The organism is Enterococcus sp. C63, from assembly GCF_040887215.1.
GTDB lineage: Bacteria > Bacillota > Bacilli > Lactobacillales > Enterococcaceae > Enterococcus_B > Enterococcus_B hirae.
The window spans coordinates 95,262-117,424 of the sequence record NZ_JBFOFI010000003.1 but is presented as its reverse complement, the minus strand read 5'-3'; the positions used below and the strand labels follow the sequence as shown (position 1 = coordinate 117,424).

At 36.9% G+C, this 22,163-nt stretch carries 23 protein-coding genes and 1 pseudogene; 20 read left to right on the top strand and 4 right to left on the bottom strand.

All coding sequences use genetic code 11. The features are described from left to right. The first annotated feature begins 149 nt into the window (after positions 1–149). Complete coding sequence (locus tag AB3H90_RS05925) at positions 150–731, top strand: DNA-3-methyladenine glycosylase I (protein ID WP_368016372.1); 582 nt, start codon at positions 150–152, stop codon at positions 729–731. Between the two features lie 5 nt (positions 732–736). Further along, on the top strand, positions 737–1,264 hold the full coding sequence (locus AB3H90_RS05920) for a dihydrofolate reductase family protein (RefSeq protein WP_094940994.1): 528 nt from the start codon (positions 737–739) through the stop codon (positions 1,262–1,264). A gap of 298 nt (positions 1,265–1,562) precedes the next feature. Here AB3H90_RS05920 and AB3H90_RS05915 read toward each other — a convergent pair whose 3' ends face one another. Further along, the gene (locus tag AB3H90_RS05915) at positions 1,563–2,117 is read right to left on the bottom strand and encodes an NADPH-dependent FMN reductase (protein WP_010718468.1); all 555 of its coding nucleotides are present in this window, start codon (positions 2,115–2,117) and stop codon (positions 1,563–1,565) included. A gap of 338 nt (positions 2,118–2,455) precedes the next feature. Between AB3H90_RS05915 and AB3H90_RS05910 the strand changes: the two genes are divergently transcribed. The 9 genes from AB3H90_RS05910 to rplS all read left to right on the top strand — a co-directional run bounded on the left by AB3H90_RS05910 (position 2,456) and on the right by rplS (position 7,807). Further along, positions 2,456–2,656 carry a PLDc N-terminal domain-containing protein gene (locus AB3H90_RS05910; RefSeq protein WP_010737914.1) on the top strand — a complete coding sequence of 67 codons (201 nt, stop codon included), beginning with the start codon at positions 2,456–2,458 and terminating at the stop codon, positions 2,654–2,656. Then, positions 2,656–3,555, top strand: coding sequence for an ATP-binding cassette domain-containing protein (locus AB3H90_RS05905; protein ID WP_368016370.1), 900 nt, complete (start codon positions 2,656–2,658; stop codon positions 3,553–3,555). The genes AB3H90_RS05910 and AB3H90_RS05905 overlap by 1 nt, the downstream gene beginning before the upstream one ends. Beyond that, complete coding sequence (locus tag AB3H90_RS05900) at positions 3,552–4,322, top strand: ABC transporter permease subunit (protein ID WP_368016368.1); 771 nt, start codon at positions 3,552–3,554, stop codon at positions 4,320–4,322. The genes AB3H90_RS05905 and AB3H90_RS05900 overlap by 4 nt, the downstream gene beginning before the upstream one ends. A gap of 100 nt (positions 4,323–4,422) precedes the next feature. Further along, positions 4,423–4,698, top strand: a complete 276-nt coding sequence (gene rpsP, locus AB3H90_RS05895; protein WP_010718464.1) for a 30S ribosomal protein S16 — start codon at positions 4,423–4,425, stop codon at positions 4,696–4,698. A gap of 11 nt (positions 4,699–4,709) precedes the next feature. Then, entirely contained in the window at positions 4,710–4,958 is a 249-nt protein-coding gene (locus tag AB3H90_RS05890; protein ID WP_010718463.1) for a KH domain-containing protein, read from the top strand. Between the two features lie 107 nt (positions 4,959–5,065). After that, positions 5,066–5,908 (top strand): hypothetical protein, encoded by an 843-nt coding sequence (locus AB3H90_RS05885; protein WP_368016366.1) that lies wholly within the window; start codon positions 5,066–5,068, stop codon positions 5,906–5,908. Between the two features lie 150 nt (positions 5,909–6,058). Then, positions 6,059–6,583, top strand: coding sequence for a ribosome maturation factor RimM (gene rimM / locus AB3H90_RS05880; protein ID WP_010718461.1), 525 nt, complete (start codon positions 6,059–6,061; stop codon positions 6,581–6,583). Further along, positions 6,573–7,322: a tRNA (guanosine(37)-N1)-methyltransferase TrmD gene (trmD, locus tag AB3H90_RS05875; protein ID WP_025480115.1), complete on the top strand. Its 750-nt coding sequence runs from the start codon at positions 6,573–6,575 to the stop codon at positions 7,320–7,322. The genes rimM and trmD overlap by 11 nt, the downstream gene beginning before the upstream one ends. Before the next feature lie 137 nt (positions 7,323–7,459). Further along, entirely contained in the window at positions 7,460–7,807 is a 348-nt protein-coding gene (rplS, locus tag AB3H90_RS05870; protein WP_002286913.1) for a 50S ribosomal protein L19, read from the top strand. Positions 7,808–8,371: 564 nt separating this feature from the next. On the opposite strand, the pseudogene AB3H90_RS05865 reads toward rplS, so the two are convergent. Both AB3H90_RS05865 and AB3H90_RS05860 read right to left on the bottom strand, forming a co-directional pair. Then, positions 8,372–9,719, bottom strand: a pseudogene (locus AB3H90_RS05865) (PTS sugar transporter subunit IIC). A gap of 146 nt (positions 9,720–9,865) precedes the next feature. Next, complete coding sequence (locus AB3H90_RS05860; protein ID WP_034700829.1) at positions 9,866–10,579, bottom strand: GntR family transcriptional regulator; 714 nt, start codon at positions 10,577–10,579, stop codon at positions 9,866–9,868. A 194-nt stretch (positions 10,580–10,773) separates the two neighbouring features. On the opposite strand from AB3H90_RS05860, the gene AB3H90_RS05855 reads away from it, so the two are divergent. The 3 genes from AB3H90_RS05855 to AB3H90_RS05845 all read left to right on the top strand — a co-directional run bounded on the left by AB3H90_RS05855 (position 10,774) and on the right by AB3H90_RS05845 (position 15,462). After that, positions 10,774–12,192: a glycoside hydrolase family 1 protein gene (locus AB3H90_RS05855; RefSeq protein ID WP_368016364.1), complete on the top strand. Its 1,419-nt coding sequence runs from the start codon at positions 10,774–10,776 to the stop codon at positions 12,190–12,192. 1,452 nt (positions 12,193–13,644) lie between these two features. Continuing rightward, positions 13,645–14,502, top strand: a complete 858-nt coding sequence (locus AB3H90_RS05850) for a transketolase (RefSeq protein WP_368016363.1) — start codon at positions 13,645–13,647, stop codon at positions 14,500–14,502. Beyond that, a complete protein-coding gene (locus AB3H90_RS05845; protein ID WP_368016362.1) occupies positions 14,503–15,462 on the top strand; it encodes a transketolase family protein in 960 nt (319 codons plus the stop codon). 227 nt (positions 15,463–15,689) lie between these two features. Here the strand turns inward: AB3H90_RS05845 and AB3H90_RS05840 are convergent, their stop codons facing one another. After that, positions 15,690–16,448 (bottom strand): DeoR/GlpR family DNA-binding transcription regulator, encoded by a 759-nt coding sequence (locus AB3H90_RS05840; protein ID WP_034700821.1) that lies wholly within the window; start codon positions 16,446–16,448, stop codon positions 15,690–15,692. 219 nt (positions 16,449–16,667) lie between these two features. On the opposite strand from AB3H90_RS05840, the gene AB3H90_RS05835 reads away from it, so the two are divergent. Genes AB3H90_RS05835 through lacD form a run of 6 tightly spaced genes read left to right on the top strand, consistent with a single transcriptional unit; the run spans position 16,668 to position 22,071 of the window. After that, entirely contained in the window at positions 16,668–16,979 is a 312-nt protein-coding gene (locus AB3H90_RS05835) for a PTS lactose/cellobiose transporter subunit IIA (protein ID WP_034700819.1), read from the top strand. A gap of 12 nt (positions 16,980–16,991) precedes the next feature. Beyond that, positions 16,992–18,650, top strand: a complete 1,659-nt coding sequence (locus AB3H90_RS05830) for a PTS transporter subunit EIIC (RefSeq protein WP_368016360.1) — start codon at positions 16,992–16,994, stop codon at positions 18,648–18,650. 13 nt (positions 18,651–18,663) lie between these two features. After that, positions 18,664–20,097 carry a 6-phospho-beta-galactosidase gene (gene lacG / locus AB3H90_RS05825; RefSeq protein WP_368016359.1) on the top strand — a complete coding sequence of 478 codons (1,434 nt, stop codon included), beginning with the start codon at positions 18,664–18,666 and terminating at the stop codon, positions 20,095–20,097. Positions 20,098–20,124: 27 nt separating this feature from the next. Further along, complete coding sequence (lacA, locus tag AB3H90_RS05820) at positions 20,125–20,553, top strand: galactose-6-phosphate isomerase subunit LacA (protein WP_010718450.1); 429 nt, start codon at positions 20,125–20,127, stop codon at positions 20,551–20,553. A 14-nt stretch (positions 20,554–20,567) separates the two neighbouring features. Beyond that, positions 20,568–21,083: a galactose-6-phosphate isomerase subunit LacB gene (gene lacB / locus AB3H90_RS05815; RefSeq protein ID WP_010718449.1), complete on the top strand. Its 516-nt coding sequence runs from the start codon at positions 20,568–20,570 to the stop codon at positions 21,081–21,083. Positions 21,084–21,117: 34 nt separating this feature from the next. Then, entirely contained in the window at positions 21,118–22,071 is a 954-nt protein-coding gene (gene lacD, locus AB3H90_RS05810) for a tagatose-bisphosphate aldolase (RefSeq protein WP_368016357.1), read from the top strand. The last annotated feature ends 92 nt before the right edge of the window (positions 22,072–22,163 follow it).

Below are 22,163 nucleotides of genomic sequence, written 5' to 3'. Positions count from 1 at the left end.
AAGAATCGTTGAGTTAGCTTCTGCTGGCTTTGCGATTCTTTTTTTGCATAATAATAGATAAGCCCAATTCAAAAACTACCTGCCATAGCGTTCCTCTTTTTAGATAGAGAAACAAAGGAATGGTACAATAAAGCTAAGAGGTGAAGAGAATGAAACGAAGATGTCCTTGGGGTGAGCAAACAGCAAGTATGAAACATTATCATGATACAGTTTGGGGTGTTCCAGAATATGATGATCAATTACTTTTTCGTAAATTGATGTTAGATATCAATCAAGCGGGATTAAGCTGGCAAACGATTTTGAATAAAAGTGCCTCCTTTGATGAAGCTTATGACTTTTTTTCGATCGTTAAAGTAGCCGAATATACAGAAGCAAAAATCAATGAGTTGATGGAAAATAAAGGGATCATTCGTAACCGTCGTAAAATTGAAGCAGCGGTAGCCAATGCTCAGGGTGTCCAAAAAATCCAACATGAATTTGGTAGTTTTGCGGATTATTTGTGGTCATTTTCGGATCATCAAGTGATCAATCACTCGTATAAAGAACAAAATGAGGTACCGACAACGAGCCCGTTATCTGATCAAATCGCCAAAGATCTAAAACAACGCGGATTTAAATTCATCGGAAGCACAACCATATATGCTTTTTTAGAAGCTGTGGGAATTGTCAATGATCATTTAGATCATTGCTTTCGCAAACAAGAAGTCAGCCAGATGGGAAAAGGAGAGTGAATATGATGGGGAAAATCGTCTTTTATGGTGCCATTAGTTTAGATGGCTACTTAGCAACAAAAGAGGATAGTTTACAGTGGTTATTTGACACACCAACTGGAGAAAAAACAACTTACGAGGCTTTTTATCAAACAATTGATCAAACGATTATGGGAAGAAAAACTTATCAGGAAGCAAAAAAATTGTTAGCAACTGACCATCTGTATCCTGAAAAAAAGAATTTTGTATTTTCTACTAACAAAGAATTGGTATTAAATGATGCAACAGTTGTTCATGAAGATCCCGTTTCATTCGTGAAAAACATAAAAGAACATTCTAACCAAACAGTCTGGGTCGTTGGTGGTGGGAATTTGTTGAAACCTTTGATCGAAAATCATTTGATCGATGAATGGTGGATCCAAATCGCACCTGTGCTTTTAGGAGAAGGTATTCGATTGTTTCAAGAAGGCACATACGAAGAACGCTTGAAACTAGTTGATACTAATTATTTTGGAGAGTTCATTGAATTGCATTATGTAAGTAATCGTGGATAATACTGGTTTAGTAAAAGGGAAGAGAAGTCTCGGAAAAAAGAACATAAAGAGGAATGAAAATTTTTCAAAGCATGAGGAGCGATTTTAACAAATCCTTTCTGATCCGCTCGGAGCTTATCGCTTTTTTCGTGGTCATATTCATGTATTGAAAACAAGCCGAAGAATTCCAAAAATAGGAGAAGCTATTTTGGGATTCTTCGGCTTGTTTTTCAGAGCTAGACAGGTTACAACCTTTTTTCGATTGTTTCCTTCATATATGATCTATTTGATTCGACCCATCGCTTATCAAAGCTAATTTTTACTTAGTTAATTTATTTAAAAAATCAAGATAAGCATCTAGAATCGTTTGGAAGAAGCTGAGTGTTCCTTCCACAATATGACCTTCTTCATCAACTAAGTTTGCAATATTGCCAATATAAGCTTCAGGTTGTTGTAAGGTAGGAACATTTAAGAATACAAGTGATTGACGCAGGTGATGGTTCGCGCCAAATCCACCGATACCGCCAGGGGAAGCAGTGACAACTAACCCAGGTTTGCCGTCCCATGCGCTTTGACCGTAAGGGCGAGAGCCTACATCTAGTGCATTTTTAAGTACAGCAGGAACCGAACGATTGTATTCTGGAGAAACAAAAACAACACCTGCTAATTCCTTGACCTCATCACGGAAACGACTCCATTCAGCAGGAGCATTCTCTGGAGTTTCAAGATCTTCGTTATAAAAAGGCAGATCATCGATCTTTACAAAAACACCTTCATATCCTTCAGGTAGCAAGTTAGCGAAAGCCTCTGCTACTTTTCTATTGTACGAATCCTTACGCAAACTACCTACAAAAAATCCAATTTTTTTAGTCATAAAACAATTCCTCCTTCAAACTTTCTATATTTATCTTACAAAAAATAAGTAAACTCAGCAAATAAAAACACTTGAGGAACATAGCGACTAACTTAACTACTTTTTTCGACTACTTATAGTAGTTATTACGTATATATATTTGCTTCACTTGACATGGATCTTCTATAATTAGTGAATAGAAGTCTTGTCTAAAGGAGTTTGTGTGATTTTTTTAGAAAAGAGTGTAGTACATGAACTTTTGATAAAGAATGTTTTTCATTGAAACATCGGTACACATCATCGCATGACTTGGGGTAACGCAGCATCAAATAAAAAGATGAAATTGGTAGGTGGAACAAATGCATATTAACGAGTTTTTACCATTTTTGATCCCGTTAGTGATCATACAACTTGGGTTATTTTTTTATGCCCTTTATCATATTTTGACTCATACGCATTATCGATTTGGCAGTCGAACACTCTGGATCATCGTAATTCTCATAGGATTTCAATTTGTTGGTCCAATCTTGTATTTCGTGTTCGGTAAGGAGGAGGCATAATGGCGATCCTTGAACTAATCGATGTATCAAAATCTTTTGGTGAAAAAAAAGTGTTGAACCATCTTTCCCTTACCGTCAAGGAAAAGACGATCTTTGGGTTTATTGGAAAAAATGGTGCAGGGAAAACGACAACGATGAAATCGATTTTGGGGTTGCTAAAAAAAGATGCTGGAACAATCAAGGTTAATGATGAAACGGTTCACTATGGTCAAACAAAAACGAATCGCTGGATCGGCTATTTGCCAGATATTCCGATGTTTTATGACTACCTTACCGCCGAAGAGTATTTGCAATTATGCGGGGAAATCACCGAGATGCCTAAACATAAAATCCAACAAAAAACGCAAGAGTTATTAGCGTTAGTCGGATTGGCTCACGAGAAAAAAAGGATTAGGACTTTTTCAAGAGGGATGAAGCAACGTTTGGGGATTGCCCAGGGGTTACTGAATGAACCAAAACTGTTTATTTGTGATGAGCCGACTTCGGCGTTGGATCCATTGGGGCGTAAAGAAATTTTGGATATCTTATTACGTGTCAAAGAGCAAACAACGATCCTTTTTTCCACACATATTCTATCAGACGTGGAACAAATTTGTGATGAAGTGGCTTTCTTAAATAAAGGAGAAATCGTTTTAACGGGCACGGTAGCAGAATTGAAAACCCATCCTAAAAATGAAGGATTTGAAATCCAATTTTCAACTGTGAAACATTCTCAAGAATTTTTATCGCTTTTGCCGGGAGCAATCATGAAAAATGAAACCCTTATTTATCCTGGCAGAACTAACGAAGACTTACTTCGTGCACTATCTTTAATTGTTGATCACAAATTACCGATTCAATCGATTCATCGTTTAGAACCTTCCTTAGAACAAATTTTTATGGAAGTGGTGGACAAATGAAGCAATTACTCGCGTTTTCAAAAAAAGAATGGAAGGAAAATTGGCGTACAGGTAGATTATTACTGTTGCTTTCATTAACGATCATTTTTGGGATCATGAATCCACTGATAGCCAAATTAACACCCTACATCGTTCAATCGATGTCAGAAAATTTAGCAGCATCTGGTATGAAAATCGGGGAAGTCAATGTAGATGCGCTGACTTCTTGGGGACAATTTTATAAAAACATGCCTATGTTTCTTTTATTGTTTTTGTTATTGTTTAGCTCGACATTGACGAATGAATATCAAAAAGGAACATTGATTAATCTTTTAACCAAAGGGATGGTTCGCTGGAAAATTTATTTTACTAAATGGATCATGGGACAGTTTTTTTGGGCAGTTGGTTTTTGGGGTTGCTCCTTCATTACTTACTTTTATACTGCTATTTATTGGGATAATGAGCTGGTTATTCAATTAGGGACAAGAAGTTTTTATTATTATTTATGGGGTGTGTGGTTATATACTTTATTTCTATGGTTGTCCTCCTTTATTTATTCTGGCTATTTTGTGCTAGCTTGTGGAGGGATTTGTGTGGCTGGCTGTTATCTGTTATCTATGTTTACAAAAGTTGCTGAGTATTCTCCTTTTTATTTAACGACAGTTTCGAACGCATTGGGGGAAAGGATTGATTCGAGTAACTATTCTTTTTCTTTAGTGGTAACAGGTTTGATGATTGCTGCCTTTTTAGTGACAGGAATTCTTTTTTTCAATAAAAAAGAGAGTTGAAAAAATTTTTTATTAGCTGTAAAGAAAAAAAGCTTTACAGGGTAAAAAAAAACTGTTACACTACAACTTGTGAATAAAACAATGGAGGTGGAAATATATAATGGCAGTTAAAATCCGTTTAAAACGTATGGGTTCTAAAAAGAGTCCTTTTTACCGTATCGTCGTAGCTGATTCACGTTCTCCTCGTGATGGACGTTTCATCGAAACTGTAGGTACTTACAATCCTTTGAAAGACCCTGCAGAAGTAGTTTTAAAAGAAGATTTAGTTCTTAACTGGTTATCTAAAGGTGCGCAACCTTCTGATACTGTACGTAACATCCTTTCAAGAGAAGGCGTTATGCAAAAACACCACGAAGCTAAATTCTCAAAGAAATAAGGTGATCGGATATGAAAGATTTAAGCGAATTAGTCTTAACAATCGTTCGTCCGTTAGTCACTTATCCTGAACAAGTCCAGTTAGAAGTCACTGAGTCAAAAGACTTCTATGAATATAACCTAACTGTGGCTCCTGAAGATATTGGTCGTATCATCGGTAAACAAGGGCGTGTTGCGAAAGCAATTCGGACGATCGTTTACGGGGTACGAACAAATGCACCGAAAAAAGTGCGTTTAAATATCATCGATCATAAGGAATAAAAAAAGCTGTTTCGTCTTGACGAGACAGCTTTTTTCTTTTTGAGGTGACTACTTGGCAAATGATTATAGAAAGCGTATCCTTAATATATAGAAAGGAGTAGATACCTATGAAAAAAGTTGCATTATTGATACCAGCTCTTTTACTTTTAAGTGTCTGTCAAGGGACAAATAATTCTACTGAAACAACTGATACGGTGACACCAGCGACTCATTCAACGAGTCATAGTACTTCCAAAGAAACAGATACTCAATCAACAACCCAAAAGAGTGAAAGCTCTGAGATATCTGGAAATACAACGGAAACGGCGACTACAAAAACAGAAACATCTACACAGAATAAACAAGCACAAACCGCATTTGAAGAACTGAAAGAAAAATACCCAACGACACCGATGCCACAAGAGATTCCGATTACAACAGGGAAATTAAACATCGCTGCTGCCGAAACCAAACAGGGCTTTTCGATCTTATACTATGATCTACCGAAAGCCTATGTCTTAAATGCCAAAGAGTTAAACCAAGAAACCCCGATGGCTTCTTATCTTTACCAATATGGTTTTGCTTCTAGTCAAGAAGCAATTGATGCCTTGCAACCAGTTACGGTTGATACAAACGGCCGACAAGTCGATTTGGGCTACAATATTACTGGCTATCAACAAGGAGCAGCGGGATCTAGTATTCTAGAATGGCAAGAAGGAAATTGGAGTATTCGTGTCCGGGCAAGTAATATTGAAGGACAAGATCCTGTACCGTTAGCCAAAGAAATCGTTGCTTACTTAGAAAAAGCAAGTTTGCCTGCTCCTGAGAAGTACGGGAAAATTACGGTTGAAATGAATGATTCTTCCCAACAAGCTACACAAGTAAGCTGGCAAGAGCCTAAAAATGTTTATACTGTTACCCACAAAGATACTCTTTCCGCATTGAAAATGGCTGTTTCTATGAACCAATAAATGATTGGAAAATGATATAGAAAAGCGAAAAGAAAGTAGAATTGCATATGCACACATGCTAAAATAAGGCAGATACGTCAAAAACACGTTCAGCCATTTAAAAACCATTGTTTGGTTGAAACATGTGTGAAAAGGAAAAGGGGATACAAGTTGACTGAATATTTAAATGTTGGAAAAATCGTAAATACTCAAGGGATCAAAGGAGAAGTGCGCGTCATTTCTACCACAGATTTTCCAGAAGAACGATATAAAAAAGGTGCTGTACTTACCTTGTTTCAAGAGAAGAAAGCGCCAATTGAATTAACCGTCAAAAGTCATCGTAAACATAAAAATTTTGACTTGTTAAGTTTTGAAGGTCATCCTTCAATCAATGATGTTGAAAAATATCGAGACGGTATTTTAAAAGTTTCAAAAGAAGAAACGATTGAGTTGCCAGAAAATGAATTTTATTATCATGAGATCATTGGAGCAAAGGTCGTTGAGGAAAATGGAAATGAATTAGGTAAAATCAAAGAAATTCTTTCACCAGGTGCTAACGATGTTTGGGTAGTCCAACGACCAAAGAAAAAGGATGTTTTGCTTCCTTATATTGACTCAGTGGTTAAAACAGTTGATTTAGAAAATGGGGTCATTTACGTCGAGATTCCAGAAGGATTGATCGATGATGAAAATTGATGTCTTAACACTCTTCCCACGAATGTTTGAAGGACCAATGGGTGAATCGATCATCGGCAAAGCGGTCAATAAAGGATTGTTAGAGATCAATGTTTCTAATTTTAGAGACTATTCCGATAATAAACACCAAACGGTCGATGATTATCCATATGGTGGCGGGGCAGGGATGTTGTTAAAAGTCCAACCTATCTATGACAATATCAAAGCAATTGAACAAGCAAATCCTGAAACAAAAAAACGTGTGATTTTATTGGATCCAGCTGGTAAACGATTTGATCAAGCGATGGCGGAAGAATTTTCGAATGAAGAACATTTAGTATTTATTTGTGGACATTACGAAGGCTATGATGAACGAATCCGTTCGCTAGTTACGGATGAAGTCTCTTTAGGTGATTATGTCTTGACTGGTGGCGAACTTGGCGCAATGGTGATGATCGATGCAACAGTCCGCTTACTACCGGATGTTTTAGGAAATCAAACATCCGCTCAAACAGATTCTTATTCAACGGGATTATTGGAACATCCTCAATATACACGGCCAGCAGAATTTAACGGGATGAAAGTCCCAGAAGTTTTAACAAATGGAAACCATAAATTGATTGAAGAATGGCAACTGAAAGAATCCTTAAGAAGAACCTATCAACGCCGACCTGACTTATTGGAACAATTATCAATGACTCCACAAATGCTGAAATTGTTAGAAGAAGTCAAAAAAGAAGAATCAGACGAAATAGAATAAGAAATATCAATATGACTCTTTACACTAAATTGATAGTATGATAGTATCTTATGGTGAGTGCAAAAGCACTTAACTATTACGATGTTCCGCTGTGAGGGAAAACTCATAAGAATGTTTGGAATAAGGAGAAAAGATCAATGAATCCATTAATCGAAGAATTAACAAAAGAACAACTACGTTCTGACATCCCAGCTTTCCGCCCTGGTGACACTGTACGTGTTCATGCGAAAGTTGTCGAAGGTACACGTGAACGTATCCAGTTATTTGAAGGTGTTGTAATCAAACGCCGCGGAGCTGGAATCAGCGAAACTTATACAGTACGTAAAGTTTCTAACGGAGTAGGCGTTGAACGTACATTCCCATTGCATACACCACGTGTTGCAAAGATCGAAGTCGTTCGCTACGGTAAAGTACGTCGTGCAAAATTGTACTACTTACGTGCATTACACGGAAAAGCTGCTCGTATCAAAGAAATCCGTCGTTAATCTATCGTTATCTGATAGTGGAAGAACCCTTGATTTTCAAGGGTTCTTTTTTTTGATTATTTTTATAAGCAGTAAGTCTAAATTATTTGACATTATAGATTTTGCAAGAGTGGCAAACAAGGAGCAAAAAGTCGAGTCACTTTGGTATATCTTAAATATACGTCAATCAGATGACACGATGACAGTCCTATTCATACCAAAGGGGCGACAGATCTGGTAGGTGAACGTAATCAGCTTATCAAGTTTATATGTACTACACGCAAACGCTATGCGTATTAAAGAGATCAGAAAAAAATCCTGCTAGAGAGTGTCTAAAAATATAAATTGCGACAGTCCTTGAATAATAAGAACTTTTTTTGAATGTTTTTACTAACAATCGTTTTGTCATTGGCAAGTTAACTGAAAATGAGACTGAAGAATCTGTTCTGATTCATCAGTCTCATAATTTCAATTTATTCAAAATGCAACGATGATCCCAAATGTCGGTTGTTAAGAGAATTGAGGACGTTTTTTTACATATTTACTAAACGAGAAAGGCCACTTTTTTAGGAGCGGAGGTGTCAATTATTGATTAGTGATTTCAGCTTCCTTTTGAGCCATTTTTGCCGTTACGTGTTCATCAATTCGTAGGAATGGTAGATAGATAAATACGCTAACCGCAATGATTAGAACTTGCAATACTGCTGCTCGCCAATCCCCACCTGTCGCAAGGAATCCTGAAATAACTGGTGGTGTGGTCCACGGTATCTGAACTACCACATGATTGATTAAGCCGGCTGCAGTCGCAAAGTAGGCAGTTACTAACGAGAAGATTGGTGCTAACACAAACGGAATAATTAGACTCAAGTTAAATACGATCGGTAATCCAAAGATGATCGGCTCACTGATATTAAACATCGCTGGTGTTACCGATAGTTTAGCAAAGTCTTTATAATCTTTTCGGCGACTGAAGATGAAAATCGCAATCAATAAGGCGATCGTATTTCCTGAACCACCCATAACAGCAAAAGTATCCTTGAAAGCCATGTTGATAATATGTGGGATGTGTTCATGGTTTGCATAAGCTGCCATATTTTCTTGCATGTTTTGTAATAAGAACGGATCAAGTAAAGAACCTGAAATTACAGCTTGATGAATTCCAAAACCAAAGAATAAATTGGCGATTGATGTGATTAAGATAAAGCCAGGTAAACCAGTTGTGATGTGACTTAAAGGTCCCGTGATCGCTTTAGTGATCAAGCCATTTACGTCCATGTTGAATAACTGATTGACAGCGAAAGATAGAATCGCAAAACCAGTAACAGTAATCATGATCGGGATCAATACATTGAATGACTTCAACACTGCGGGCGGGATATTTCCAGATAGTTTGATTTGCAATTTTTCATTTGTAGATAATTTAATGAATAGCTCAGTAGCTACTAATCCAACAAAGATTCCGACAAACATTCCTGATGCACCTGTATGGGAACCTGGAATAACTCCGGTTACTTCAATCGCTTTTTTTGCATTTTCCGGAGTGAACATCATTTTCATTGGTGTTAAAACGATGAAAGTTGAGATCGAAACTAAAACCGCTGCGATATGATTTGTATAATTTCTGCTAACACACATATGATAAGATACTGCAGCTACAACTAATAGCGTCGTAATACTCAATGTTCCATTGGCGATCGACATGCCAATTTCTTGAACTTTCATTAATGTTTCGGGTTTAACAATTTTACCCATAAAACCAGTTGGTTCTAAGATAACGTAATTAATCAAAGTCACGAATCCAGCTAACATCATAAATGGCATGAATGTTGCAAATGCATCGCGTAAATGTACGCATATGAATTTGATTTCCTAGCTTCGATGCGATCATACCAAATCGTTCAAACACCTGTTCCTTCTTATTTGTTTTCTTCATGGTATATTCTCCTTGTTTTTATTTGTAAGCACTTACCGTAGTTCAATAATAGAACGGAATTTGATAAAAGTAAATAACTTTTTTTAAAATTATATACTTTAATGAAAAAGGGCAAAAAAAAGAGCTGATTTCCTCAGCTCTTTCAATCATTTTTCAACAAAAACGGCTTCAAAAACAAAATCTTGATATAAATGCCTTGTAATGGAGTATTCAAAAGGAGTCCCGTTTGCCAAAGAAACACTTTTTTCAACTTCGATCATAAAGTCTCCGGCATCAATTCCTAATATAGTTGCATCAAACTCGGTTGCCAGTACGCCCTTCATCCAAACGTGAGAAGCATTGATCTCTAACTGCAGTTCATTGCGAATATAGGAATAAACCGATTTTTTCAAGTGTTTAGGTTCCAAACCAGGAATAATTGATAGCGGCATAAAAGTTTGTTCCAATGAATAGGGTTGTTGATCGACAAAACGACTGCGAACAATATTATAAATGTATTCCTTGTCGTTAATCTGTAATCGCTCTGCTATTTTTTTTGACGGTAATTCAATTGAAAACATATGAATTTCAGAGTCTACATGTTCTTCGCCAACTACGCTCATAAAACCTTCGCTTGGACCGAAAACTTTCGAATTATGGATCGGTTTGCGCAAAACTTCGGTTCCAAATCCACTTCGACTATGTAAAACTCCTTCAGAAACTAACATGTCTAATCCTTTTTTTACTGTCAATTTACTCGTATGATATTGTTTTGCCAATTCGGAACCAGTTGGTAATTTTTCACCGATTGCGTAAGTACCGTTTTCAATTTTCTTTTTTACATCAGAATAAACTTCCATATATTTCGCATTCTTCTTCATTTTTTCCCTCCTATAGTTACCGCGTAAAGATATAAATAATTATATACCTTTCTTTAATTTTAGCAATCTTTAAAGGGTAAAACAATTAACATTTATAAAAAGTATATATTTTTTAATAAAAAAATATTCCAATTTATTGGAAGCGGTGTTATGATGGAGTAGTACTCAAGAGAATGTCATTTTAGGAGGATACAATGAACAAACAACAATTAACATTTCCAGAAAACTTTTGGTGGGGTTCTGCTTGGTCAGCTGAGCAAGCAGAAGGTCGTGGTGAAACTGGAAAAGCCGAAACGGTTTGGGAACGTTGGTACAAAGAACAACCATACCGTTTTTATCAAAGGATTAGTTCAGAAATTACGACAGATCACATTCATCGTTATAAAGAAGACGTTCAACTGATGAAGCAAACCGGACATAATTCCTTTCGGGTCTCGATCTCTTGGGCGCGGATGTTCCCAAATGATGGAGTAGGGGAGGTAAATCCAAAAGCGGTTGAATTTTATCGGGATTTATTTACTGAGATGAATAACAATGGTATTAAAGTATTCGCCAATCTTTATCATTTTGATATGCCAGCAGCCCAACAGGATAAAGGCGGTTGGGAATCACGGGAAGTTGTCGATGCATATGTGCAATTTGCAGTTACTTGTTTCAAGGAGTTTGGCGATCTCGTCTACCACTGGTTCACTTTCAATGAACCGTTGGGGCCGATCTTAGGGTCATATTTGGAAGACTTCCATTATCCAAATTTGATTGATTTCAAACGAGGAGCGCAAGCGGCTCACTTTACTATTTTGGCTCACGCGAAAGCAATTGCAGCACACAAAGAGTTGAATTTGAACAGTAAAATAGGTGTTATCTTGAATTTAAGCCCGACGTTTCCAAGGAGTCAAACCCCCGCTGATGTGAAGGCAGCTGAAATTGCGGATCTTTTTTATGTTCGCAGCTTTTTAGATCCAATGGTCAAGGGTGTTTATCCAGAAAAATTAATTAACCTTTTACGTGAATATGATCAATTGCCAACGGATTATACCGAGGAAGACCTGCGTTGTATCAAAGAGAACACGGCACAAATCTTAGGATTGAACTATTATGAACCACGTCGTGTGAAGGCTCGTTTAACTGCAATCAATCAAGATGGTCCGTTCTTACCGGATTGGTTTTTTGAGAATCATGTGATGCCGGGACGACGGATGAATGAATATCGTGGTTGGGAAATTTATGAAAAAGGTATCCATGATTTATGCATGGATATCAAAGAAAACTATGGGAATATTGAATCCTTTATCTCTGAAAATGGGATGGGCGTAGCAGATGAGGAACGTTTTATGGATGAAAGTGGGCAAGTGATTGATGATTACCGGATCGAATATATCCAAGATCACCTCGCTTATCTTTGGAAAGCAATCAATGACGGCTGTAATATCAAAGGGTATCATCTTTGGACCTTTATTGACTGCTGGTCCTGGATCAATGCATATAAGAACCGTTATGGACTAATTTCTCTTGATCTGCCAACCCAAAAACGGACGATCAAGAAAAGTGGTGAGTTCTACAAACAGTTAAGCAATCAAAATGGGTTTGAGTATGATATTGATCGATTGGTATAGCAAAAAATGAGTGGAAAAACTTGTATTTTTGTTTGAAAATCTTTTATCTAAAAATCATAGAGTTATTCATTCAATGGGATTGTTCAAATAAGCATCGGGACTGGGACAAAAGTTCTCTCAGTATCTTCTAGTATCTCTAAAAACGAATAAACGGTGTTCAAAGAGCTGACCTTCGGCGATAAGTCAAAAAATCTCAAAACATGGGGAGCTGTTTCGAGATTTTCATCCTTAATACTCCTGCGATTACTCGTCGCAGTTTTTACTTGGTGAGTGCTCAGGTCAAGACACTCTTTTCACGACCTCAAGAGAAACACAAAAAACGCTTGGTGTTCGTTTATTTGTTCCCATAGATCTACTGGCTATAAATAGCTCATCGCTTTGTTCAAAAAACCAGAAGCCATTTTCAGTATTGTACACGAATTGTTTAACTATCACACATTGATTAGTAACTGGGATAGTAGTTGAGAGCGTAGCGTATTCTTTTGTAAAATGAAAGGTCTGAAACAATCATTAACCTAAAAAGAAAGTAAGCCTGATCTTGATTCATTACGTCAAAGTCAGGCTTATTTTTTCTGTTCTAGGCACGATCTTTCACAAATTTTCTTCAATTAAGTACCATGAGTGCGAAGGTGCTTAATTAATAGATTCTGTTTTCCACGTAAATGAAAACGACGGAATGTCAATTAGATACCTGATTGTTTTTCTATGTTTTTACTAATTGTTCAAGCAACGATTGAATGAACATTAGCAAGAAATTTCATTTAGCTATACGAACAACTGCAAATTATTTTGAAAATAGAAGATTCAATGAGTAAACCAACGCACCAGTATGTCCTAGTACAGCCGGAAATCAAAAAGCCTAAAATAATTAGGAGCAGTGAGATTGAAGAGGGATCGGAATATTCAGATGGGAAATACCGAAAGAGTTTTTATAGGGTGAGTCATTTTCATTTTTAACAAAACAATTTACTCCGGTTTCAGTGAGGTAGTTTGGTAATGGAATAAGATAAAAATTTTTTATCGTTATTTTAAAATAACGTTTTTAATAGGAAGGTGTATCTCGTTTATTATATGTATCTTTATTCTTAATATTGATAATGTAATTTTTTTGTTGTAATATTTTTTTATGATAACAGACTTTTTGTTTTTATTATAACAAATTTATCTTATTAAATGTTTTCTATTTTTTTATTTTATAAATGAATATACTGAATATATTATGAGATGTGTACTTATGTTATATATGAAGGGGTAGGGAAGGAAAAGGGGACATAAGATGACATAAAATGGCTTTACACTCAGTTCAAAAGGAGGGAAGTGTCCAGTGAGGTTGTAGATTAAGGAGTATCATCTTATTTTGATCAGATCATAAAAGAGCAAGTATACATATCATGTGAAAAATCTGTATGGCATCATGAATTATTCTCTAATTCATTTATAGGAGGAATCGTTATGGCTATTGATCATAAACAAGTGACTCAATTGGAAAAATTAGCATTAAACATTCAACTAGATATTTTGATAAGTGTTAAACAAAGAGGAGAAGAATCAATGGATTGTTCTTTTTCTATGATCAAATTGTTAGCTGTTTTATACGGTAAACAGATGAAGATTGACCCGAAAAAACCAGATTGGGGAAATCGTGATCAATTAGTTTTAGCTAAAAGTCATGCGGTATTGGAATTATATAGTACTTTATCTAATCTAGGGTATTTTGATAAGAAGTGGCTATGGACGATGAGTCATCAAGGGGACAGACTCCCTAAAAAGTTAGATCGTTCAAAGACCCCTGGAATCGATGTGACAATCGGGGACTTAAATAACGGTGTTGCAATAGCTGCAGGTCTTGCGATGGGATTAAAAATAGCAAATAAGGAAAATGATGTTTATTTAGTGATGGATGAAGACGAATTAAAAGATGAACGTTGCTGGCAAGTATTTCAGTGTATTGCTCATTTTAAATTAGATCATTGCTTGGTAATTATTGATAGTGGTTATAGAAAACGAGAACAGTTAAGCAAAAGGTATGAGAAATCTTATCTATTGAAAAGAAAAGCAGAGAAGGCTGGGTTTTATACGTTGCTCGTTGATGGGACAAATATCAAAGCAATCAATGAGGCGATTGAAGAGTATAAAATGAGGACGACACAAGCCTTCTGTATTGTTTTAGAAAGTTATCCAGAGCGAGTGCTATCAGACTTAACAATGGACGATCATGAGGATTCAAGTAAAAAAATTCCTAAAATATTCCATCAAGAGATAGAAAAAACGATTTTGAAATTACAAGAAAAGCTTGAAAGGATGAGTTAAATGGTTCAGTTAAGTAACTCGTTATCTGTAAGGAAAGAACTTCGTACTTGCATAGTTGATACATTAAATGAATTAATGAAAAAAAACCACAATATCGTTGCGTTAGAAAATAAGTTTGAATCATTTAGTAATTGGATTGATTTAAAAAATGAACACCCAAAGAGATATCTCAACATGCCTGTGGATGAAGAGAACATGGTAGGTATTGCAGCGGGGTTAAGTTTAGCTGGCTACCAACCTTTTATCCATCTTTTTGATTCTCATGCGATTCGAAAAATTTTTGATCAATTATTTATTTCCGAAGGATACGGTGGAAATACCATCAATATTTTTGGGGAATATTTCGCTTCTAATCGAAATGGAAAGGAACGCGTCAATGAACTAGGGGAAGATTTAGCGTTGATGACAATGATCCCAAATTCAATTATTTGTGAAGCGACAGATGAGGTACAAATGGCATGGATCATCAAAGAATTTAGCCAATTGAGCGGTATTCACTATGTACGCGGAGAAAATAAAAGGATACCTAATATCTATAAAAAAGAAACGACTTTTCAATTAGGCAAAGGAAACATTGTTTGGCATGGTACAGATATTTTAATTATTGTCGCTGGCAGATTAGTTTACGAAGCTCTCAATGTTGCTAAGCGGTTAAAGTCCTGTCAAATTAGTTGCGAAGTCATTGATATGTTTACGATCAAACCAATCGATAAACAGTTGATCCTTAACGAGTTGAAAGGGAAAACACAAGTGGTCACTATCGAAAATTATGCAGTTATTGGTGGCTTGAGCAGTGCGGTGAACAGAGCTCTTACAGAAAATAAAGCAGCTGTTCCGTTGAGAAAGATAGAGATTGTGAAGCTTAGGCAACAAACGGATGTGCCAATCCAGACAGAAGGTTTTGACTTAGTGGTTCAGTTGATTGTTGAAACAATATTAGCGAATGAGCTAGATCGATAACGGAAAAATTGAGTTAGATCAAGATAAAGGGTAAAATTTCTTGAAAAAAATTAGTGTATCAAAGAAAGCACATGAAATATTGATTCTAATCGAAATACATAAAGAGCCTTGATTGATCAAGGGAATGAAGAAAACGAAAAAGGCAGCGTTTGGATTGGCCCGATGAAAGGGCCATTTGGGCGCTGTCTTCCTTTAATTTTTCGTTTCTTTAACTACTTAAAAGAGTTTTAATCAATTAATAATTGAACATGTTTGCCAAAAGTTTCTTTTTGACTATCGGATATAGCAGAATCGGTAATCAAATAGTCGACTTCTTGGAGTGGATAAAAGCCATAGAAATCTTTTTTATCAAGTTTATGATGATCTGCTACGATATATCGTGTTTCAGCGCTGTTCAATGCGTAACGTTGAGTCAATCCTTCATCTTCATTTGAAGTGAAAACGGATGTTTTATCTAATCCATTTACCCCGATGAAACTTTTTTTTACATGGATATTTGCAATAAAATCATTGGCGATCGTCCCAACGAAAGCGCCGGTCTTATTTCGATAGGAGCCGCCGATCAGGATGATCTCAAATCGAGGATCACTTTTGAATTTGTTAAACACATGGATCGAATTGGTAATGATTTTAGCGTGGTTAATCGTCAAGAAATCATAAGCTAATTCAATCGTTGTTCCAGGTCCTAAAAAGACAGTATCGCCTTCGTGGATATGATTCGCAATGATTGTGGCAATTTCTATTTTTTCTGACAAATGAAGATCCTTTTTTTCCCGATGACTTAGTTCGATCACGGAAGTTTTAGGATTTAATAGTTTGGCACCACCATGAATGCGAATGATTAACCCCTTATCCTCCAATTCCTGCAAATCTCTACGAACAGTCATATCAGCTACTTTCAATTCTTGAACAATATCGGCCACTTTCACGATGCCGTTCTTCTCTAGTTGTGCTAATAAGTATTTTTGTCGTTCTTCTTTTAACATGATATAAACTCCCTGATATTTCGTGGTTCTTATTTTTTTGTTTGAAATAAACATAAAACATTCAGAGGAGGTTGTCAAATATTAAAGGTTTGTATAAGAAAATAGATTGACATGTTAAAAACATTCGGTTACTATTTGTTTGTAAAGGACAAAAACGAACACAAACAAACATAAACTAGAACAAATATAATGTTCTTGTAAGAGAATGGAGGAAGAAAAATGGATAAAGAAACAGTAGCAATGATTGGATTTGAAGTGGTAGCTTTTGCTGGTGAAGCAAGATCGAAATTGATCGAAGCGTTAGCTAAAGCAGAGAAGGGGGAATTTGAAGAAGCCAATGGATTAGTTGAAGAAGCAAATCAGAGTTTGGTTGAAGCGCACAATTCTCAAACTAAAATGTTAGCTGCTGAAGCGAGTGGTGAAACAATTGAAGTAGGGTTTATTATGGTTCACGCCCAAGATCATCTAATGACCACGTTGCTATTGAAAGATGTCATTCAACATCTCTTTAATATTTATAAAAAATCATAGAGGAGCCTGGGTATGAATGCAATGATCAAACGTATCGAAAAAATGAAACCGTTTTTTGAGAAAATTTCTAATAATTCTTATTTAAGAGCAATTAGGGATGGTTTTATCAGTCTTATCCCTGTCATTCTTTTTTCAAGCTTTTTTTTATTGGTAGCATATGTTCCCAACGCATTCAATTTTCATTGGGGAGAAGAAATAGAGTCCATTCTAATGAAAGCGTATAACGGGTCCATGGGGATATTAGGGATCTTAATGGCTGCTACAGTGACCAAGAGTTTGACAGAAAACTTTAATACTAAATTGCCAAAAACGAATCAAATCAATAGTACTTCAACCATGATCGCTGCTTTTATTGGTTTCTTGATTGTTGGGGTTGATTCGTTAGAAGGTGGATTTGCTTCTGATTACATGGGGACCAAAGGATTGATGACAGCGTTCATTGTTGGTTTTATTGTTCCTAATATCTATCGATTCTGTGTTAGCAAGAATTTGACAGTGAAAATGCCAGAGGAAGTTCCTGGTAATATCTCACAGACATTTAAGGATTTGATCCCGATTACACTGTCGACCGTCTTTTTTTGGGGCTTTGATTTGGGTTTTCGTAACCTTGTCGGTAGTGGGTTTTCAGAAAAATTGATTGAGCTGTTCCAACCAATTTTCTCAGCGGCCGATGGCTATTTTGGGTTAGCACTCATTTTTGGGGCAATGGCGTTTTTCTGGTTTGTCGGTATCCACGGTCCCTCTATTGTTGAGCCAGCTGTTGCTGCCATCTACATAACAAATGTAGAGATGAATTTTCAACTGTATCAAAGTGGGGAACATGCACCGAAAATTTTATCTCAAGGCTTACAATACTTTGTTGCCACACTAGGTGGGACGGGTGCGACATTGGTCATTACGTTGATGTTTGCTTTTCTAGCAAAGTCAAAGCAGTTAAAAACAATGGGACGTGCCTCAGCGATTCCCGTTTTGTTTGGTGTGAATGAACCCATGCTGTTTGGTGCACCAATTGTATTGAATCCTATCTTTTTTATTCCTTTTATTCTTGCACCGATCCTCAATGTCTGGATCTTTAAATTTTTTGTTGAGGTATTAGATATGAATGGATTCATCTACAATCTGCCATGGACAACTCCTGGACCAGTAGGGTTGATCTTAGGGACAGGTTTTGCTGGACTATCGATCGTTTTGATGATTGTTTTATTAACCGTTGATTTTGCGATTTACTATCCATTTTTCAAATCCTATGACAATGAATTATTAGTGAAAGAAAAAGAGATAGGGCACGGGGATCAGTTGGAAAGTACAACTGTCAAACCAGCAGTCGTTTCACCGGCATTTGCTAAACAAAAGAATGATCAGACTAATGTTCTTGTACTTTGTGCCAATGGAGCAACTAGTTCGATGTTAGCCAATGCAATTAAAAAGGGTGCGAAGGAATTGAGTATCGGTGTGGATGCGACGGCAATGGCTTATGGGCAACATAAAGATCAGATTGGCGAGTTTGACTTGATTATCTTAGCTCCACAAATGGCTTCGATGCTTGAGGAACTGAGAGAAAGTGCGAAGGACCATAAAACACAAACTGTTTCTACTACGGGAATCGAGTACGTCAAACTTGCAAAAGCACCTACTGATGCGGTCAACTTTGTTTTTGAAAATCTAACATGATGTGGAGGATGCGATGAATAAATTTCCAGAACATTTTATTTTTGGAGCGGCAACGGCCGCTTATCAAGCTGAGGGTGCCTTTTCAGTAGGAAACCGTGGGAAAAATTATTGGGATGATTACCTTAAAAAGACAGGGACATTTGACCCTAGTCAAGCAAGTGATTTCTATAATCGATATGCAGAAGACTTACAAGCATGTCATCAGTTTGGCATCAATGGCATTCGGATTTCGATTGCCTGGTCTAGGATCTTTCCTAGTGGGAGAGAGAAGGTCGATCCGATCGGTGTCCAATTTTATCATCGTTTGATCGATTCTTGTATCAAAAATGGAGTCACGCCGTTTGTGACTTTGCACCATTTTGATACACCAGAGAAGCAATTTAAAGATGGTGATTGGTTGTCTGCAAATATGGTGGATGATTATGTTGACTTTGCGCAATTTTGTTTTAAAGAATACGGGGACAAAGTGAAACATTGGATCACGATCAATGAACCTTGGTCAGTGGTTGCCGGTCAATACATCATCGGTCATTTTCCGCCGAACAATCAATATGAGCTGGGTAAAGCGATCCAATCGATGCACAACATGATGGTTGCCCATGCTCGCGTAGTCAAAAAATACAAGGAAGCTAATTACCAAGGTGAGATCGGGATCGTTCATATTTTAGAATCAAAGTACGGGATAACTGATCAGAGAGAAGATAGCCTGTCAGCGAAGAAAGAACATATCTTGGCGAATCAATTTCTATTGGATGCGACGTTTAAAGGGGAATACTCAGCAGAAACGATGCGTGGGATCAATGAGATCTTATCTGCAAATGGGGCGCAGCTTGAACTCAAAATAGAAGATTTTGATCATCTAAAAGAAGCAGCAAAAATGATTGATTTTTTAGGAGTCAATTATTATGCGAGTCATTTTTTAAAAGGCTATAAAGGAACATCAAAAATCCAACATAACGGAACTGGTGAAAAAGGAAGTAGTATCTTTGCCTTGCAAGGTGTAGGAGAAAGGGTAACAAATCCTGTAATCCCAACGACTGACTGGGATTGGCCGATCTATCCACAAGGGTTGGAAGATATGCTTCTCTTGATCAAACAGAATTATCCGAACTATGGAAAAATCTATGTAACAGAAAATGGTTTAGGGAGTAAGGATCATTTTGAAGCGGGACAAATCAATGATGAGGAGCGGATCGATTATGTTCGTCTTCATCTAGCCGCTATTTTACGGGCGATCGACCAAGGTGTGAGAATTGAGGGATACTTTATTTGGTCGTTGATGGATATGTTTTCTTGGACGAATGGTTACAATAAACGTTATGGATTATTTTACGTAGATTTTGATACGCAGCAACGATTTCCTAAAAAGAGTGCTTATTGGTACCAAAAAATCAGCAAAGAAAAAGTATTGGATCAACCGATTAAAAATGAAACTAGCGAGAAATGAGAAAACTAAACAGGAGGAAAAATGAGTATGCGAGTAGTCATTGGTGCGGATAGCGACGGAATGGAATTAAAAGAATGGTTAAAAGATAAGCTCGTGCAAGAGGGATTTGAAGTAGAAGATAAAAGTATTCAACCAGCAGAAGATTTTATTGCATCTACATTAGCTATCACAACAGATTTAAAAGAACACCCGGAAAGTCTAGGGATCGCTATTGATGGTTATGGTGCAGGGAGCTTTATGGTCGCAACAAAAATAAAAGGAATCGTGGCAGCTGAAGTGTCGGATGAAAGAAGTGCTTATATGACTAGAGACCATAATGATGCCCGAATGATTACCTTAGGCGCAGCGATTGTTGGTAAAGAGCTTGCGTTAAATATCGTTAAGGGATTTTTGACCGCATCTTATAGTGGTGGTCGTCATCAGATTCGTGTAGATATGTTAAATGAAATGGGTTAAGAAAGGAGCAGATAATGAGAATAGCAATTGGATGTGACCACATCGTAACAGATACAAAAATAGCAGTTGCGGATTTTTTGAAATCAAAAGGGCATGAAGTATTGGATGTAGGGACCTATGATTTTACCCGCACACATTACCCGATATATGGGAAAAAAATTGGAGAAGCAGTAGTTAAAAAAGAAGTTGATTTAGGCGTATGTTTATGTGGAACAGGTGTCGGGATTACCAATGCAGTCAATAAAGTACCTGGAGTAAGAGGTGCGTTGGTTCGTGACATGACCAGTGCCATCTATGCAAAAGAGCAACTAAATGCGAACGTCATTGGTTTTGGTGCCAGAATCACAGGAGAATTTTTGATTTGTGATGTCATCGAAGCCTTTATTCAGGCAGAATATCAAGAAACAGATAAAAACAAACAGTTGATCGAAAAAATCAACCAGTGTGAAAGCACAAATGCTTCGCAAGAGAAGCCGGAATTTTTTGCAAAATTTCTTAAAAAATGGGAAATGGGCGAATACGAAGACTAAAAAGGAGCGTGACATAGAAGCAATGGATGGAAAAATGAAACATTTAAAAAAACTCTGGAATAAAGAACAAATCTTTGCTGCTTTAGCAATTGATCAACGAGGTGCATTACGTAAAATGCTTACCAAAGCAAAAGGAGAAGAAGCAAGTGCTAAAGAGCTGGAAGAATTTAAGATGATCGTGTCTTCGCAACTAACAAAAGATGCGTCAGCGATTTTGTTAGACCCAGAGTATGGCTTGCCTGCAGCGAAAGCGAAAGCGCAAGAAGCTGGCTTACTTCTTGCCTATGAAAAAACGGGGTATGATAGTACCGTTCCTGGAAGACTTCCTGATCTTTTACCTACTTGTTCAGTTAAGAATCTAAAAGAAGCAGGTGCAGATGCTTGTAAATTCTTACTTTATTATGATGTTGATGAAAGTGACGAAATCAATGAGCGAAAACAGGTATTTATTGAACGGATTGGCTCAGAATGTCAGGCAGAAACTTTACCATTCTTTTTAGAATTAGTTTCATATGATCAAAACATTTCTGATAGTCAATCAAAAGAATATGCGATGAAAAAACCTGGCAAAGTCATAAAAATGATGGAGAAATTTTCTGAAGAGCGATTCAATGTCGATGTCTTGAAAGTGGAAGTTCCTGTCAACATGCACTATGTAGAAGGATATGGTCAAACGGATTTCGTACATACGAAAGAAGAAGCAGCGAAATTTTTCCAAGAACAAGCTGCTGCTACCCATTTGCCTTATATCTTTTTAAGTGCCGGTGTCGAAGCAGAATTATTTTATGAAACACTACGTTTTGCCAAGGCAGCAGGATCGACCTTCAATGGGGTTCTTTGTGGTCGGGCAACGTGGAGTGCTGGGGTAGAAACTTTTGTCAAACACGGAAAAGAAGCGGCAATGACGTGGATGAACGAAGAAGGAAGTAAAAAAATCCAACAACTCAACCAAGTGCTGCAAGAAACTGCAACACCAGTAGCGTTATAAAAAAGGCTATGAATACCATTTGTTCGGAGGGTATAAACATAGCGGGCAACTTTACTGAATGAACATTTTTTGAAACGCTTCTTCTATTTTTA